At 72.5% G+C, this 15,439-nt stretch carries 14 protein-coding genes; 8 read left to right on the plus strand and 6 right to left on the minus strand.

What is annotated here, in order from left to right; genetic code table 11:
• Positions 1 to 148: 148 nt before the first annotated feature.
• Entirely contained in the window at positions 149 to 1,426 is a 1,278-nt protein-coding gene (locus OHS59_RS38955) for an MFS transporter (protein WP_328498029.1), read from the minus strand.
• 75 nt (positions 1,427 to 1,501) lie between these two features.
• Here OHS59_RS38955 and OHS59_RS38960 point away from each other — a divergent pair, with 75 nt between their 5' ends.
• Positions 1,502 to 2,071 (plus strand): TetR/AcrR family transcriptional regulator, encoded by a 570-nt coding sequence (locus OHS59_RS38960; protein ID WP_328498030.1) that lies wholly within the window; start codon positions 1,502 to 1,504, stop codon positions 2,069 to 2,071.
• Position 2,072: 1 nt separating this feature from the next.
• Here the strand turns inward: OHS59_RS38960 and OHS59_RS38965 are convergent, their stop codons facing one another.
• Positions 2,073 to 3,716: a peptidoglycan-binding protein gene (locus OHS59_RS38965; protein ID WP_328498031.1), complete on the minus strand. Its 1,644-nt coding sequence runs from the start codon at positions 3,714 to 3,716 to the stop codon at positions 2,073 to 2,075.
• 162 nt (positions 3,717 to 3,878) lie between these two features.
• Positions 3,879 to 4,325: a peptidoglycan-binding domain-containing protein gene (locus tag OHS59_RS38970; RefSeq protein ID WP_328498032.1), complete on the minus strand. Its 447-nt coding sequence runs from the start codon at positions 4,323 to 4,325 to the stop codon at positions 3,879 to 3,881.
• A gap of 266 nt (positions 4,326 to 4,591) precedes the next feature.
• Between OHS59_RS38970 and OHS59_RS38975 the strand changes: the two genes are divergently transcribed.
• The 4 genes from OHS59_RS38975 to OHS59_RS38990 all read left to right on the plus strand — a co-directional run bounded on the left by OHS59_RS38975 (position 4,592) and on the right by OHS59_RS38990 (position 9,211).
• Positions 4,592 to 5,398, plus strand: a complete 807-nt coding sequence (locus OHS59_RS38975; protein WP_328498033.1) for a peptidoglycan-binding protein — start codon at positions 4,592 to 4,594, stop codon at positions 5,396 to 5,398.
• Positions 5,395 to 6,333 carry a helix-turn-helix domain-containing protein gene (locus tag OHS59_RS38980; RefSeq protein WP_328498034.1) on the plus strand — a complete coding sequence of 313 codons (939 nt, stop codon included), beginning with the start codon at positions 5,395 to 5,397 and terminating at the stop codon, positions 6,331 to 6,333. Before OHS59_RS38975 ends, OHS59_RS38980 begins: the two co-directional genes overlap by 4 nt.
• 527 nt (positions 6,334 to 6,860) lie before the next feature.
• Positions 6,861 to 8,084, plus strand: a complete 1,224-nt coding sequence (locus tag OHS59_RS38985) for a nitric oxide synthase oxygenase (protein WP_328499521.1) — start codon at positions 6,861 to 6,863, stop codon at positions 8,082 to 8,084.
• Between the two features lie 80 nt (positions 8,085 to 8,164).
• On the plus strand, positions 8,165 to 9,211 hold the full coding sequence (locus OHS59_RS38990) for a lactonase family protein (RefSeq protein WP_328498035.1): 1,047 nt from the start codon (positions 8,165 to 8,167) through the stop codon (positions 9,209 to 9,211).
• 154 nt (positions 9,212 to 9,365) lie between these two features.
• On the opposite strand, the gene OHS59_RS38995 is transcribed toward OHS59_RS38990, so the two are convergent.
• Both OHS59_RS38995 and OHS59_RS39000 read right to left on the minus strand, forming a co-directional pair.
• Positions 9,366 to 10,289: a sirohydrochlorin chelatase gene (locus tag OHS59_RS38995; protein WP_328498036.1), complete on the minus strand. Its 924-nt coding sequence runs from the start codon at positions 10,287 to 10,289 to the stop codon at positions 9,366 to 9,368.
• A 119-nt stretch (positions 10,290 to 10,408) separates the two neighbouring features.
• A complete protein-coding gene (locus OHS59_RS39000) occupies positions 10,409 to 11,593 on the minus strand; it encodes an N-acetylglucosamine kinase (protein ID WP_443061569.1) in 1,185 nt (394 codons plus the stop codon).
• Positions 11,594 to 11,734: 141 nt separating this feature from the next.
• Between OHS59_RS39000 and OHS59_RS39005 the strand changes: the two genes are divergently transcribed.
• Positions 11,735 to 12,412, plus strand: coding sequence for a uracil-DNA glycosylase (locus OHS59_RS39005; protein ID WP_328498037.1), 678 nt, complete (start codon positions 11,735 to 11,737; stop codon positions 12,410 to 12,412).
• 170 nt (positions 12,413 to 12,582) lie between these two features.
• On the opposite strand, the gene OHS59_RS39010 is transcribed toward OHS59_RS39005, so the two are convergent.
• The gene (locus tag OHS59_RS39010) at positions 12,583 to 13,668 is read right to left on the minus strand and encodes a WD40/YVTN/BNR-like repeat-containing protein (RefSeq protein ID WP_328498038.1); all 1,086 of its coding nucleotides are present in this window, start codon (positions 13,666 to 13,668) and stop codon (positions 12,583 to 12,585) included.
• Between the two features lie 201 nt (positions 13,669 to 13,869).
• On the opposite strand from OHS59_RS39010, the gene OHS59_RS39015 reads away from it, so the two are divergent.
• Together OHS59_RS39015 and OHS59_RS39020 are read left to right on the plus strand one after the other, a co-directional pair.
• Positions 13,870 to 14,439: an Rv1733c family protein gene (locus tag OHS59_RS39015; protein WP_328498039.1), complete on the plus strand. Its 570-nt coding sequence runs from the start codon at positions 13,870 to 13,872 to the stop codon at positions 14,437 to 14,439.
• A 171-nt stretch (positions 14,440 to 14,610) separates the two neighbouring features.
• Positions 14,611 to 15,357, plus strand: coding sequence for an SDR family oxidoreductase (locus OHS59_RS39020; protein ID WP_328498040.1), 747 nt, complete (start codon positions 14,611 to 14,613; stop codon positions 15,355 to 15,357).
• The last annotated feature ends 82 nt before the right edge of the window (positions 15,358 to 15,439 follow it).

A 15,439-nucleotide genomic window follows, 5' to 3' on the forward strand; every position in this document is an offset into this window, starting at 1 on the left:
ATACTGAGACGGGAGTGGTTGGTATAGACCATGTTCCGGCCCATCTTGTCCCGCCGTGGAATCCTCGGGCCGTCGTCCTCGGCGCGGCGCAGGCGCGCCTTCGCCGCCTGGGGTCGACGGTCCACGGGCTCCCCCCCCCGGTTTCCGCTCAGGTCTGCGGGCAGGTCACGGGCTCGGGGGTCTGGCGGGAGCGGAGCCACTGGGCGAGCAGTGCGAGGGCGGCGAGGAAGGCGACCGTGGCGGCATAGGCGACGGACGTCTCGTGGAGCCCCGTGTGGGTGGCGGCGATCCCGGCGGCGACGGCCGGCACGCTGAAGGACAGGTAGGAGATCACGAAGGCCACGGAGAACAGTTCGCCACGTTCGGCGGGCGCGGCTATGCGGGCCAGCGTGCCGAAACTGGCGAGGGAGGAGGCGCCGAATCCGACCCCGGCGACCAGGGTGCCGAGTGCCGCGGTGAGCAGCGAGTCCTCCTCGACCCCGGTCAGGGCGACGACCGTGCCGGTGAGCAGCAGGCCGGCACCGAGTGCGAGGGTGCGGGAGACGGGCCAGCCGCGCAGCGCGATCGCGGTCAGGCAGGCGGGCACGGTCAGCAGGGTGACCACCAGGCCGCCGACGACATGGCTGGAGAGGCCGAACAGGCCCGCGGCGACCGACGGTCCGAGTGAGAGGTAGAGGCCGCCCAGCGCCCAGCTCGCGACGAGGATCGGCACCAGACGCAGCAGGTCCGCCCTCAGATGGGACGCCACCTTGAGGCGGGGCTGGAGCGAGCGGACCGCCCCGGGCCGCCGCAGCGACGTCTCGGGCAGTGCGGCGACCACGGCCGCGGCCAGGACGAGGCCCGCCAGCAGCAGCACGTACACGAGGCGGGTGGGGTTCGGCCCGTACTCGACGAGGACGCCGCACCCCAGGGCGCCGAGTCCCAGTCCGAAGGTGGGTGCCGCGCCGGTGACGACGCCGGCGCGGTGCGGTGCGTGGGAGGGGTTCAGGTCGGCCAGGGCCGCGCCGAGGGCCGTCATGGCGGCCCCGGTGGCGATGCCCTGGACCACGCGTGCGGTGAGCAGCAGGGGCACGCTGTCCGCGACGAGGAAGAGTGCCATCGACGCGGCTTCCAGGGTGATCGCGGACAGGAGCACCGGTCGGCGGCCGAGGTGGTCGGAGAGGGAGCCGAGGGTCAGGAGCGCCGCGATCATTCCGAGTACGTAGACGGCGAACACGGTGGTCAGGGTGGTCGCGGAGAAGTCCCACCGCTGCTGGTAGACGACGTAGAGGGGGGACGGCGCGCTGGACGCGGCCATGAAGAGGACGAAGACGACCGCGATGGCGGCGAAAGCGGTCGGACGGTTCAACTCGCGGCGCTTTCGACGGGGCGGGGCTGGTGCGGGCGCCGGGGGTGTCTGGTTGTCGGGCAGGGCGGAGACGGACACGACTCTCTCCAAACGCAGTGATCGATGCGTTAAGGACGCTACCACTAACGCAACGATCAGTGCGATAATTTCCCCATGGTTGACGCTCCAGCACAGGCACGCCCCGGTGGCCGCTCCGCGAAGGTCCGGGCGGCCGTACATCACGCTGTCGAACAGCACCTCGCGGAGGACTCCGCGGAAGCCCTGACGATTCCCGCCGTCGCGGCCCGCGCGGGCGTGCACCCGACCACGGTGTACCGGCGCTGGGGCTCCGCCGCCCAGCTGCTGAACGACGTGGCCACCAGCCGGTTCAGCGGCGATGTCGTCGTGCCCGACACCGGGACCCTCACCGGTGACCTCGAACGCTGGCTGGGTGACGTGGCCACCGACCTCGCCGACCCCGACACCCTCGCCCTCATGCGCGCCACCATCGGCTCCGGACCGGACGGCGGCTGCGCCTGCATCGGGGACCGCCACGAGCAGCTCAGCGCCATCATCGAGCGCGAACGCTCCCGCGGCGGGCGCGCCCCCGAGGTGGAGAACGCCGTGGACTTCCTGCTGGGGCCGCTGTACTACCGCGCCATCTTCAGCGCCCAGCCGGCCTCCAGCGACTGGGCGCGTGAGCTGGTGGCCACGTTCCTCGCGGCGTCCAGGGCCCTGGCCTGAATCAGCGGACCCGGATGAAGACCACGTCGTAACCGCTGTTCGTGGCACGGGACTTGACGTAGACGCCGTCGTTGCTGCCGTTGGGGTTGCCCGTGTTGCCCTCGACGGTGGTGAAGGACGACCCGGACACCGTCCGCACGATGCCTATGTGCTCGTTGCCGCCGGTGAAGTCGCTGCCGCCGTCCCAGTCGAAGGCCACGATGTCACCGGGCTGCGGGCTGGTGGTCACCGACAGGTGGTAGTTGCCGGCCCGCGCCTGCTTGACCCAGCCCGAGACATACGAGTTGCGGTAGGAACTGGCTCCGGTCTGCTTGGCCACCCAGCTCACGAAGGTCGCGCACCAGGCGTAGTTGCTGGTGGAGAGCGAAAGGCCCACGGCCGAGCCGTAGCTGTTCGCGCGGGCGCTGCCCTCGACCGTGCCCGCTTCGGCCTCGGCCACGTCGAGGATCTTGCCGTAGCCGCCGCCGGGCGGGGGCGACGACGGCGGGGTGACCGCGCCGTACAGTGCGCTCTTGGTGTTCGGGCCCACATGGCCGTCGACCGAGAGGCCCTTCTCCGCCTGGAAGTCCCTGACGGCGCTGTCGGTCAGCGCACCGAAGTCGCCGTCGACGGCGAGATCGGCACCGTGGTGGTTGAGCAGGCTCTGCAACTCGGTGACGCAGCCGCTGCGTTGGCCCTGCACGATCTCGTTCGGGCAGGAGGCCGAGTTCAGGTTGACCGGAGCGGGCGCGCCGTTGCCGCCGCCACCGCCGATGTTCGAGTACAGGGCGGCCTTGGTGTTCGGACCGACCGCGCCGTCGGCGGTGAGGCCGCTCGCGGACTGGAACGCCTTCACCGCGGCCAGGGTCTGAGGGCCGAAACTGGCGTCGACGTCGAGGCTCTGCCCCTTGCCGTTCAGCAGGGCCTGCAGTGTGGCGACGCAACCGCCGCTCTGCCCCTCCACGATGTTCTCCGGGCAGGACGCCGACCTCAGGTCCACGCCCGCCGACGGTGACTCGTCGGTGTCGTACAGCGCCCGCTTGGTGTCCGCGCCGACCTGGCCGTCCGCAGTCAGGCCGCGTGAGGACTGGAAGGCGCGGACGGCAGTCGCCGTTCCGGCGCCGAAGTCGCCGTCCACGTCGACGGCGTAACCGTGGTGGCGCAGCAGCCGCTGGAGTTCGGTGACGCATCCGCCCTTGGCGCCCTGGACGATGTTCGCGGGGCACGAGGAGGACTGCAGGTTGACGGGCGCGGGCGCGGAACCTCCGGTCGCGTACAGCTTGCTCTTGGTCGCGGGGCCCACTCGCCCGTCCACGGCGATGGCGGTGGCGGCCTGGTACTCACGGACCGCGTAGAGCGTGCTCGCACCGAACTGGCCGTCCACCACCAGGCCGGCGCCGTGCGCGTTGAGCAGGTTCTGCAACTCCGTGACGCAGCCGCTCGTCTGACCCTGCGCGATCTCGGCGGGGCAGGACGTGGAGGTCAGCTTGATCGGGGCCGGTGCCGCGGCGGCCGGCTGGGCACCGAGCACGATGCCGGCCGAGACCATCGCGGCGGTGACGGCGAAGGTCCCGACGCGCGTCCGCCACTCCGTCCCGGTGCGGTGCGTGTCCCGATGCCGTGAGCTCTCGGCTCCGGCGCGTACGAGGAATGCGGGTCTGCCCATGGCGGTGAGGTTCTCCTTCGGTTGCCTGAACGGCAGTTGCTTGCACTGCGATTGCCTGTACGTGCGGTGAGAACGCGCGACCCCGGCCCTCTTCACGCGAGAACGCGCGACCCCGGCCCGTCCTCACTCCGCGAGGACGGGCCGGGGTCGGTCACTCGACGGTCAGGCGGCGAAACGCTTGAACGCCGCCCGGGTGCCCGAACCGGCGATGCCGTCGATGTCACCCGTGTAGCCGTAGTCGGCCTTCAGCAGACGCTGCAGCGCCTTGATGGTGTTGGGGCCGGGGTCCCCGTCGATCTCGCCCGTGTAGCCCCAGTACCTCGCGAGGCAGCGCTGGAAGGCCTTCCAGCTGTTGGTGCCCAGCTGACCGTCGATGGAGTCCGTGTAGCCCCAGTAGTCCGCGAGGAACTCCTGGACGTTCTTGGCCTCGGCCGTGGTCAGACCGAAGTTCTGCGTGGCGGCCACGGCGGAGGGCGCGGTGACGGCCGCCGTGTGCGCGGTGGTCGCGGTCGCCGCGAAACTGGTGCCGGCTGTCGCCACACTGCCGGCGGCGATGCCGGCGACGGCGACGAGGCCGACGAGGGTCCTGCCCAGAGCGTTCGGTCGCATGCTGTCCTCTTTCGGTCGTGGAATCCGCACCTGCTCCCGGCCGGCGGGGCAGGTGGCGAGAACAAAGGTGCAGGGCGATCGGGCACTGCGGCCACGGCTGTGGCCCAGGTGGCGACTGCACGGGACGACCACCCTGCTGACCTGCGACGACAGGGTCCGCCGGGACGGTTGTGTGGGACACCTGTGACAGATGTGACGGGCTCATGCAGAATGCGTAGCAGCGGAGGGGGGCCGCCGTTCACGATCATGACCGCAATGGGGGAAACATGCCGCGCTACAAAGCGCTGCCCGCTGAACTCGATCCATGCGCACGGCAGTTGGTGGCACGGTTACGTCAGTTGAAGGACCACGGTGAACTGACGATGCGACACCTCGCGGCCAAGACCGGCTACAGCGCCAAGTCGTGGGAGCGGTACCTGGCAGGAACGTCGCTGCCTCCCGGGGAGGCGGTGGAGGCACTGGCCCGGATCACCGGTGCCGACCCCGTTGCCCTCCTCGCACTGCACGAGATCGCCGCCGACACCTGGGACAGCCGCCGCACCGGGCCCATCGCACAGCCGCAGCCGCAGCCGCAGCCCACGGCGCCGTCGGCCGCACCGGCCGCGCTCACGCCGCCACCATCACCCACCACCCCCACCACCGGACCGGCCCCCGGCCGGCTACCGCACATCGCCCTCACGACAGGTGTCGTCGCCCTGACCGTGGCCCTCTCGGCGACCGTGCTGCTCATGCTGCGCCTCGACGAGGACATCGCCCCGGCGGCCGTCGCCGCCGCGCCCACCACCGCCGAGGCCTCGCCGCGGCCCTCCTACACGTGCCGCATCGCCCGCCTCGACGGCCACTGGTCCGCAGGCGTCAACGACGGCCGGAACACCGAGATCTATTACGGCGACACGGGCGCCGACGTCGCCGAGGCGCAGTGTCTGCTGCGCCGGGCAGGCATCTCACCCGGTGGCATCGACGGCATGTTCGGCCCGCTCACCCTGCGAGCCGTGAAGACGTTCCAGCAGCGCGAGGGACTGGTCGCCGACGGCATGCTGGGCCCGCGCTCCTGGAAGGCGTTGCGCGGATGACACAGGGCGGCGCACCCTCGCCGCCGGGCGCCCGACTGGCCTTCGTACTCCAGGAGTTGAAGCAGCGCACCGGCCTGAGCCTGGCGCAGCTCGCGAACGCGACCACCTTCAGCAAGTCGTCCTGGGACCGCTACCTCAACGGCAAGAGCCTGCCGCCCCGTAGCGCGGTCGAGGAACTGTGCCGCCTCGCCGGCGAACCCGCCGACCGCCCCTTGGCGCTCCTGGACATCGCCCGGACACTGCGGACGCACGGGACGCACCGGCCGGAAGGCGGCGGGCCGACGCGGGGGACACCGGACCGGCAGCACACCGCTGCCCGGACGGACGGGCCGACACCGGCTCCCACCTCCGTTCCGCCCGAGGCCCGGCCGACCGCGAGTGTCTCCGACGGCACCGAGCACACCCGTGCCCACCCGGCCGGGCACCGGCGTGCGACCGTCCTCACCGCCCTCGCGTCGGTGTGCGCCGTGGCCCTGGGCACGCTCGTGCTCATTCACCTTCCCCCCGCGCACCGCAAAGAGGCGTCGCTCTCTCCCACGCCCACTCCCGCCACCCGGGCGCTCTGCCGGTACACCGCCTGTCAGAACAAGGACCCCGTCGCGATGAAGTGCGGCGCCGAGCCCCTGACGCTGGCCGAGCACGAGACCACCACGGGTGCCTGGATCCAGATCCGCTACAGCCAGGAATGCGGGACGAGTTGGGCCCGGATGTGGGGCGCGGTCCTGGACGACCGCGTGGAGATCAGGGCGGTCGCCCGGGACGGCTTCCTCCATGGAGCGCGGGTCACCAGCCGTCATGAGGCGGACACCTACGTCCACACCCTCATGAGTGTGGTGAGCCCCGGGACGTCGGTGCAGGCCTGCTTCAGCCCCGCGTCGGGCGGCGCGAAAGAATGCTTCAGGACCCGCACGAACCAGACCATCGGTGCGTCGTGACTGCCTCATACATAGGCGAGTTGGACATCCCGCCCCCGAATGAGGCAGTTTTACCGGCCACGTAGAGGGTGGATCAGGCCACGGGACGGGTAACTCCGCGGCTATCAGACGCACGGAACCCGCGGACCGTGCGGGAGCGATCCGTGGGCGGAGCCCCCTGGGGGTGCACCATGCGGCAGGTCCCACGCAGAACCGGCCAACGCCCGAACGGCGACGGGAGCGCACGATCTTCGGTGCCGGTGCCGGTGCCGGTGCCGGTGCCGGTGCCGGTGCCGGTGCCGACGGCGGACGGGCCGGGCGGGTGGCTGGACCGCCTCCCTCCCGACCGGTGCCCCGGGGGCGCCGCCGACGGCGTACGGGAGGGCCGTCGGGGAGCGGCCGAGCGGCACGATCGCGGCCCGGCACCGGAAACGGCCACCGGACGCCTCGTCGAACACCCGCCTGCCGAGGACCCGCACGCGCAAGGCCCGCATCCGCAAGACCCGCAGGCTCAGGGCTCGCGTCCGCAGGGTCCGCGTCCTCCGGGAGTGGCCGACGCGGCGTCCCCGGCCGTCACCCGGCGTCTCTTCCTCGCGGCTGCGGAGTTCATCACCCTGCGGCACACCGAGGAACGGCTCGGGGCCCCGGACCGCCGGATCGCCGCCGTGCACAAGGAGATCGCGGACTCGGGCACGTACCGGCAGACGACGCGGGAACTCGTCTTCGGTGCCCGTGTCGCCTGGCGCAACGCCAACCGGTGCATCGGGCGGCTCTACTGGCACTCCCTGCACGTGAGCGACCGAAGGGACGTGACGGAAGCCGAGGACGTCGCCGACGCCTGCGCCGACCACCTGCGCGAGGCCACCCGCGACGGCCGTATCCGCGCGCTCATCACCGTCCTCGCCCCGGACGCGCCGGGCCGGCCGGGCCCGCGCATCTGGAACGAACAGCTCATCCGGTACGCCGGCTACCGGCACCCGGACGGCGGTGTCACCGGCGATCCGCGCAACACGGGCATCACCGCCCTCCTGGGACGCCTCGGCTGGCCCGGCGGCCCCGGCACCCCCTTCGACGTCCTGCCCCTGCTCGTCCAGGGCGGCACGGTCCAGGGTGGTGCAGTCCGAGGCCATGCCGTCCGGGGTGGTGCAGTCCAGGGTGGTGCGGTCCGTGGCGGCGACGACGGACCCCGCTGGTTCGCGCTGCCGGACGACGCGGTGCTCGAAGTGCCCCTCGACCACCCCGAGCACTCCTGGTGGCGCGGGCTCGGCCTGCGCTGGCACGCCGTACCGGCCCTCGCCAACATGTGCCTGGAGATCGGCGGGATCTGCTACCCGGCCGCGCCCTTCAACGGCTGGTACATGGGTACGGAGATCGGCGCGCGCAACCTCGCCGACACCGACCGCTACGACCTGCTGCCCCGCATAGCCGAGCGGCTGGGGCTCGACACGCGCAGCGACCGCTCCCTGTGGAGGGACCGCGCGCTGGTCGAACTCAACCGGTCCGTGCTGCACTCCTTCGACCGGGCCGGTGTCACGGTCACCGACCACCACACCGAGTCGCGCCGCTTCCTCACCCATCTCGGCCGCGAGGAGAGCAGGGGCCGCACGGTCGGCGCCGACTGGTCCTGGATCGTGCCGCCCATCTCGGGCAGCGCCACGCCGGTGTTCCACCGCACGTACGAGGCGCTGGAACAGCACCCCGCGTACGTGCACCATCCGGAGGCACATGCCAGGGCGCGCGGTGAGACGCACCGGGGTTCCGATTTGGTCTAGGCCATTCGCTGCTACCGTCGCCCTCAGGAACGTGGCACCGAGGGTATGGCACCACGGACGTGGCACCGAGAGGGGACGCAGTGACGGACGGCGGCGGCGGACGGCAGCGACGGGCGTACATCGGCTCCTTCACGGCGGCGGGAGGCCTGGGCGTGCTCACCGCCGACGTGGACGGGGACACCGGCGCGCTGACGCTGCTGAGCGCCGTCGACAGCGTCCCGGACCCCTCGTACCTGGCCCTGTCGCCCGGCGGGGACATGCTCTACGCGGTGAGCGAGACGACGCAGGGCGCGGTCGCCGCCTATCGCGTGAAGGGCGACGAGCCGTCCCTGGCCGGCCCGTTGGTGCCGGTCGGTGGCAGCGGGCCCACGCATCTGAGCCTCTTCGACGGGCATGTCCTGACCGCCAACTACGGCTCCGGCAGCGTCAGCGCCCTGCCCGTGCGCCACGACGGAAGCCTCGCCGCCGTCTCCGGTGTGCTGCGGCACGAGGGTGCGGGGCCGCACACCCAGCGCCAGCAGGGCCCGCACGCCCACCACGTCCAGCCCGATCCGAGCCGCCGGTGGGCGGTGAGCGTCGACCTCGGTACCGACTCGGTCCGGGTGTGCGCGCTGCGCGACGGCGCGCTCGCGCTGCACCGGGAGATCGCGCTGCGGCCCGGCTCGGGGCCGCGCCACCTGGCGTTCCACCCGGACGGCGGACGCGCCTACGTCCTCAACGAGCTCTCGCCGACCGTCACCGCCTGCCGCTGGGACGCCGTCAAGGGCGCGCTCAAGCCGGTGGGGGAGACGTCCGTGCTGCCCGACCTCCCGGACAGCGTCGCCTACCCGTCCGGCATCGTCGTGTCGCCCGACGGCCGCTTCGTGTGGACCGCCACGCGCGGCCAGGACGTCGTCTCCGTGCTCGTGCCCGGCACCGCCGACGAGGGGCTGAAGCTGGTCGCCACGGTGCCCTGCGGCGGCACCTGGCCGCGAGCGCTGGCCCTGGACCCGACGGGCCGCTTCCTGTACGTGGCCAACGAGCGGTCGGGACACGTCGCGTGGTTCGTGATCGACCCGGACACGGGCGTGCCGCAGCGCGGCGGATCGGTCAAGGCCCCCGCGGCATCCTGCGTGGTGCTCGACTGAGACGATCCCCGAGGTTCACCGAGTTCCCTGTGGGGCCCGTGGGGCCCGTGGGGCCCGTGGGGCCTGAGGTTCCCTGAGGTCACCAACCCCGAAGGGCCCGGCTCCGGAGACGGAGCGGGCCCTTCGGGGTTGGTGCCTGTGCGGGACCGCCTCGTCAGCGGACCGGCGCGCCCTGCGGCTGCGGCGGCGCGATGCCGAGCGCCGACGTGTACTTGGCGAGTGCCAGCTTGCCGATCGCCGGGTACGGGCCCAGCGCCTCGGCGGCGGAACAGCCCGCCTCCTTCGCGGCCTCGTCGAGCAGACCGGGGTCGAGCTCGGGGCCGATCAGGTACGGGGCGAGCGCCAGCTGCTGGGAACCCGAGGAACGCAGCTGCTCGGCGGTGGCCGCGATCGCGCCCTCCTCGTCGAGCGCCGCCGCCATCACGGGCACGGCGAGTCTCGCGGCGAGCAGCATGCCGGTGATCCCGGCCGCCTGTACGGCCTCGTCGCCGCCCACGGACGCCAGGATGATGCCGTCGGCGGCCGTCGCCACGGTGAACAGCCTGGCCCGGTCGGCGCGCGCCAGACCGGCCTCGGAGAGGCGCACGTGCAGCGCCTCGGCGAGCAGCGGGTGCGGGCCGAGCACATCGGTCAGGTCGGCCGCGACGCGGCTGTCCATGACGGCCTGACGGACGCGGCGCAGCAGCGCTCCGTCCGGACCGGCGAGCAGCGGCACGACCACGGCCACGGGCCCGTCGGGCTCCACCACGTCCACACCGGCCGCGCGGGCCTGCTCGAAGCGCTGGGCGCGCTCCTCGGAGGCGTGCGCGAGCACCGTCTGGAGGGTGGGGAACTCGGAGTCGTCCCCGTCCAGGTACCCGATCCGGGCGTCGAGACCGGGCAGCTCGGAGCGCGCGATGCTCACGACCTCCTCGGCGAGGCTGCGGGTGGCGGCGCTGGGCGTGCCCGGCACCGCGAGGACGAGCGCGGGCGCGCCCTCGGGAGCCGCCAGCGGTTCCGGCCGGCGGTGCCGACCGGGCTGGCGGGGTCGCGGCATTCGTACTGGCAGGCCGGACGCGGGCCCAGTGGGGGAGCTCATGGCGCCGAATGTTACTGGTTTCCTGGGCTCCCCTGTTCGGGGAGGGTGCAGGTGAGCGGTATCCGTCCGGTTTTGTCTGATGAGTTACGGGCGGATCGATCTCCCTGGTTATCTGTGGATCACGCTGAGCGATCCTGCGAACGGCTGTCCGAGGCATCAGGGGAGCCCGCGGAGTCCCGTACGACGTAGAGCATGCTGTCGTCGCGCGGCAGCGTCAGACGGTCGTCGGCCAGCTCGACGGCGATGCCGACGGCCCCGTCCAGCGGGTCACCCGCGGCCGGAACCTCCCGCGCGTACGGCAGCCGCTCCGCCAGCGCGGCCCGCAGCGGTACGAGGAGGGGGTCGCCCATCTTGAACAGTCCGCCCGTGAGCGCGAGGCGTACCTCTCCCGAGAGCCTTTCAGGGGCCAGATTCGGGAGGCTTTCCGAAATCGCACCGGTCCCACCTGCGCCTTCGGCCCTCTCTGCCCCCTCGGCGCCCTCCGCCCCTCCGGACGCGACGTCCGCCTGCGTGGGGCACACCGCGGCGGCCGAGTCGGCGATGTGCCGGGCGGCGGCGGCCAGGATGCCGACCGCCGCGGGGTCGCCGCCGTCGGCGCAGGCGGCCACCTCGGGTGCGAAGGACGCCAGCACGGCAGGCCGGTCCGGACGCGGATAGAGCCGCCCCGGCACCGCCGGTGCGGAGCCGAACACCGCCTCGACGCGCGCCAGGAGCGGTACCGAACCCCCGGGCCGCCCGTCGTAGGCGCGCAACGCCGCGTCGAGGCCCGCCTGGCCGATCCACGCCCCGCTCCCGCTGTCGCCGAGCAGATGGCCCCAGCCGTCCGCCCTGCGCCACTCGCGCAGGTCCGTGCCGATCGCGATCATCCCGGTGCCGGCCGCCACGACCGCGCCCGCCCGCTGCCCCAGCGCGCCCGTGTACGCCGCGACGGCGTCGGCGACCAGCGCCAGCCGTCGTACGCCGAGTTCGCGGGCCAGCGCCGTAGGCAGATCGGCGCGCAGCGAGTCACCCAAAGTGGTGAGGCCGGCGGCGCCGACGGTGACGGCCCGGAGCGTGCCGACCCCGGCACCGGCCATCAGCCGCCGGGCCATCGGGACCAGTTGCTCCATCAGATGCCCGGCGTCGATGCCGCGCGGTCCGGTGCGCACCGGCTCCCTGGACGTCAGGGGCGCCGTCGCCGGGCCCCCGTCGACAGCCAGGACGACCCGCAGGCCCGATCCGCCGGAGTCCACCCCGAGGACACCCGACCCGCCGCCGGAACCGGTCACGGCAGCCGCCAGTCCACTGGACGCGACAAGCTCCACCCCTTCCCTCGGTGAGGAGGATCTCGGTGAGGAGGAAGGGTAGCGCTTGGGGGGCGATTCCCGCGGGCGGCTTCCTCGCCTGTGCCGGGTATGCGCGGGGCGTATGCGAGGCACTGGTGTGAGCCAGTAGAGTGACGCGCCGTGGCTCCACGACCTTTACACGAACTTGTCGAAGCAGGCTGGGCCAAGGCCCTTGAACCTGTGGCCGAACGCATCGCCGCGATGGGCGACTTCCTGCGGTCCGAGATAGCGGCCGGCCGGACGTATCTGCCGTCCGGAGCGAATGTGCTGCGGGCCTTCCAGCAGCCTTTCGACGACGTCCGCGTCCTGATCGTCGGTCAGGACCCCTACCCCACACCGGGGATGGCCATCGGACTGAGTTTCGCGGTGGCGCCCGAGGTGCGGTCCCTGCCGGGTAGCCTGGAGAACATCTACCGGGAACTGCACACGGACCTGGGGCTGCCCAGGCCGTCCAACGGGGACCTCACGCCGTGGACGCAACAGGGCGTGCTGCTGCTCAACAGGGCGCTCACCACGGCCCCGCGCAAGCCGGCCGCGCACCGGGGCAAGGGGTGGGAGGAGGTCACCGAGCAGGCCATCCGGGCGCTGGCGGCGCGCGACAAGCCGCTGGTGTCGATCCTGTGGGGACGCGACGCCCGCAACGCCCGGCCGCTGCTGGGCGACCTGCCCTCCGTGGAGTCGGCGCACCCGTCACCGATGTCGGCGGACCGCGGCTTCTTCGGCTCACGGCCGTTCAGCCGGGCCAACGACCTGCTGGTCCGGCAGGGCGCCGAGCCGGTGAACTGGCAACTGCCGTAAGGCACCTCCGTGTTGACGCTGATCCAACCGCACGGGCCGCGAGCGGGCGGGCAGACGGGCAGGCGGGCGGATCAGCGTTCATCGGCCCGGCCCCTGCGGCAGGGCGGTGTCCGGCCGGACCGGCAGGTCGTCGGCCCGGCTCGGGCGCGGTCCTGTTCCCGCGCGGGGACTCAGTCGATCACCGCGGCCCGTACGCAGAGCACGTCCGGCAGATGGGACGCCAGCTGCTGCCAGCTGTCGCCGTCGTCGGCCGACGCGAACACCTCGCCGTTGCGATTGCCGAAGTACACGCCCGCCGGGTCCGCGCCGTCCGTGCACAGGGCGTCGCGCAGCACCGTGCCGTAGTGGTCCTCCTGCGGCAGCCCCGCGGAGAGCGGCTCCCAGCTCTTGCCCGCGTCCGCCGTACGGAAGACACGACATCGGCGGTCCGCGGGGATCCGGTCGGAGTCGGCGTTGATGGGGAACACGTACGCGGTGTCGCCGCGGTGGGGATGGGCCGCCGCGGCGAAGCCGAACGTGGACGGCAGGCCCTCACCGATGTCCGTCCAGTGCGCCCCCGCGTCGTCGCTGCGGTACACACCCCAGTGGTTCTGCAGGTAGAGGCGGTCCGGTGTGGCCGCGTCCTGCGCGACCTTGTGGACGCACTGGCCGAACTCCGGATCCGGGTCGGGCAGGAACACCGCCGAGACCCCGGAGTTGGACGGCTTCCAGCTCTCCCCGCCGTCCTGCGTACGGAAGACCCCGGCCGTGGAGACGGCGACCGTCACCGCCCGCGGATCTCGGGCGTCGGTCAGGATCGTGTGCAGGCCCTCACCGCCGCCGCCCGGCACCCACCGCGAACGGGTGGGGTGCTCCCAGAGCGGACGGACGAGCTCGAAGGACTCACCGCGGTCCGTCGAGCGGTACAGCGCGGCGGGCTCCGTGCCCGCGTACACCACGTCCGGCTCGGCCGCAGCCGGGTGCAGCTGCCAGACCCGCTCCAGCGAAGCCCCCGTGTCCTGCGGGAACTTGACGGCGGCCTTGGCCGGCTCGGTCCAGGTGCGCCCCAGGTCGTCGGAGTGGAACACCGACGGGCCCCAGTGCGCGCTGTCGCCTCCGACGAGCAGTCTCGGCACGTCACGACGGGTGTCGATGGCGACCGAGTAGACCGCCTGGGCATTGAAGTACGGACTGTCGTCGAACTCCCACGTGCCGCCTCGCCGCCGTCCGACGAACAGTCCTTTGCGCGTGCCAACCGTGAGCAGTACCTCGGTCATGCCGACCACCTCCGGACGTCGTTGTCTCAGATATCGGCCAGTCTGCACCCCGGCACTGACAGTCACCCCTGGACGTCATATCGGTGCAGGTCAGGGCGATCCTCAAGGCGTGTCGGCGATGTGGGGCAGGTCTCGTGAGCAACCTGGCGGCCACTCCCGTATGGGAGGGCGTCCGGTGTGCGCGTGAGGAGAGGGGCCCCGATGGCGGCTTTGCGTGGTCCGAGGGCGTTGCTGTGGCGTTGGTGGCCCAATCCGCTACGGCGGCGCAGTGACAGGATCGAGGCCTGGACCATGCTCGCCGTCGGGCTCCTCGCCCTGCTCGCGGGGACGATCGCGGGTCTGGGGGCGACGAGGTCGGTCGAACAGAACCTCGCCCGGGAGCGCGTCGAGTGGCGCCCCGTGACCGCGCTGCTCACCGAGCGGGCGCCCGGCACGGCCTCCGGTTCCGAGCAGGTGTGGGCCGAGGTCCGCTGGTCCACACCGGACGGCTCCGCGCACAAGGGGCAGACCCGGGTCGAGCCGGGCACCGCGGCGGGGGACCCGGTCACCGTGTGGACCGATCTCCAGGGGCGTCTCGTCACCAGGCCCACCACGGCCGCCCAGGCGAGCCTGCGGGCGGGGCTGATCGGAATCCTGGTGGGCTCGACGGCGGCGCTCGTGCCCCTCGCGGGCGGGCGGCTGGTCTCGGGCCGCCTGGAGCGGCGGAGGCTGGACCAGTGGGACACCGAGTGGGAGCGGGTCGGCCCGCAGTGGAGGTGGAAAACCGGCTGAGGGGGAAATCCCCCTGAGGGGGAAGTCCGGCTGAGGCGTCCGGCGGGGCGGAAATCCCCGACGGGGTGGAAATCCGGCCGAGGTGGCGCCGGCTGTCACGGATCCCGGCCCTGCCCGGTCAGCATGGTGAACACGTCCGATTCCGACGGACGAAACCGGAAAGGTCGCACCATGAAGATCGTAGTGATCGGCGGTACCGGGCTCATCGGGTCGAAGCTGGTGGACCGGCTCGGGGCGGACGGCCACGACGTCCTCCCGGCCTCCCCGAACACCGGCGTCGACAGCATCACCGGAGAGGGCCTCGACCAGGCTCTGAAGGGCGCCGAGGTCGTCATCGACGTATCCAACTCGCCCTCCTTCGAGGACAGCGCGGTGCTGGAGTTCTTCCGCACGTCCACGGGCAACCTCGTCGCGGCCGAGGCCGCGGCGGGCGTCGGACACCATGTCGCCCTGTCGGTCGTGGGCAGTGACCGGCTGCCGGCCTCGGGCTACCTGCGCGCCAAGGTCGCCCAGGAGGAGCTGATCAAGGAGTCCGGGATCGCGTACTCCATCGTCCGTGCCACGCAGTTCTTCGAGTTCGTGAAGGGCATCGCGGCCGGATCCACCGTGGGCGACACGGTCCGGCTGCCCTCCTCGCTGCTCCAGCCCCTCGCGTCCGACGACGTGGTCGCGGCGGTCGCCCGGGTCGCCGTGGCGGCTCCGTTGAACGGCACCACCGAGGTGGCGGGCCCCGAGGAACTCCACCTCGACGAGTTCGTCCGCACGGGCCTGGCTGCCGAGAAGGACCCGCGCGAGGTCGTCACCGACGAGTCCGTCGGCTACTTCGGCGCGAACCCCCAGGGGCGCGAGCTGCTGCCCGGCCCCGGGGCCCGCCTCGCCGAGACCCGCTTCGCGGACTGGCTCGACAGCCGCCGCTAGCCACTGGGCCACCCGTCACCGCCAACCGGTATCCGGTAACGGGCAACCGGTATCCGGTATCCGGTGACGGGCAACCGGCCTC

Origin of the sequence: Streptomyces sp. NBC_00414, from assembly GCF_036038375.1 — a bacterium.
In the GTDB taxonomy this organism is placed as follows: Bacteria; Actinomycetota; Actinomycetes; order Streptomycetales; family Streptomycetaceae; genus Streptomyces.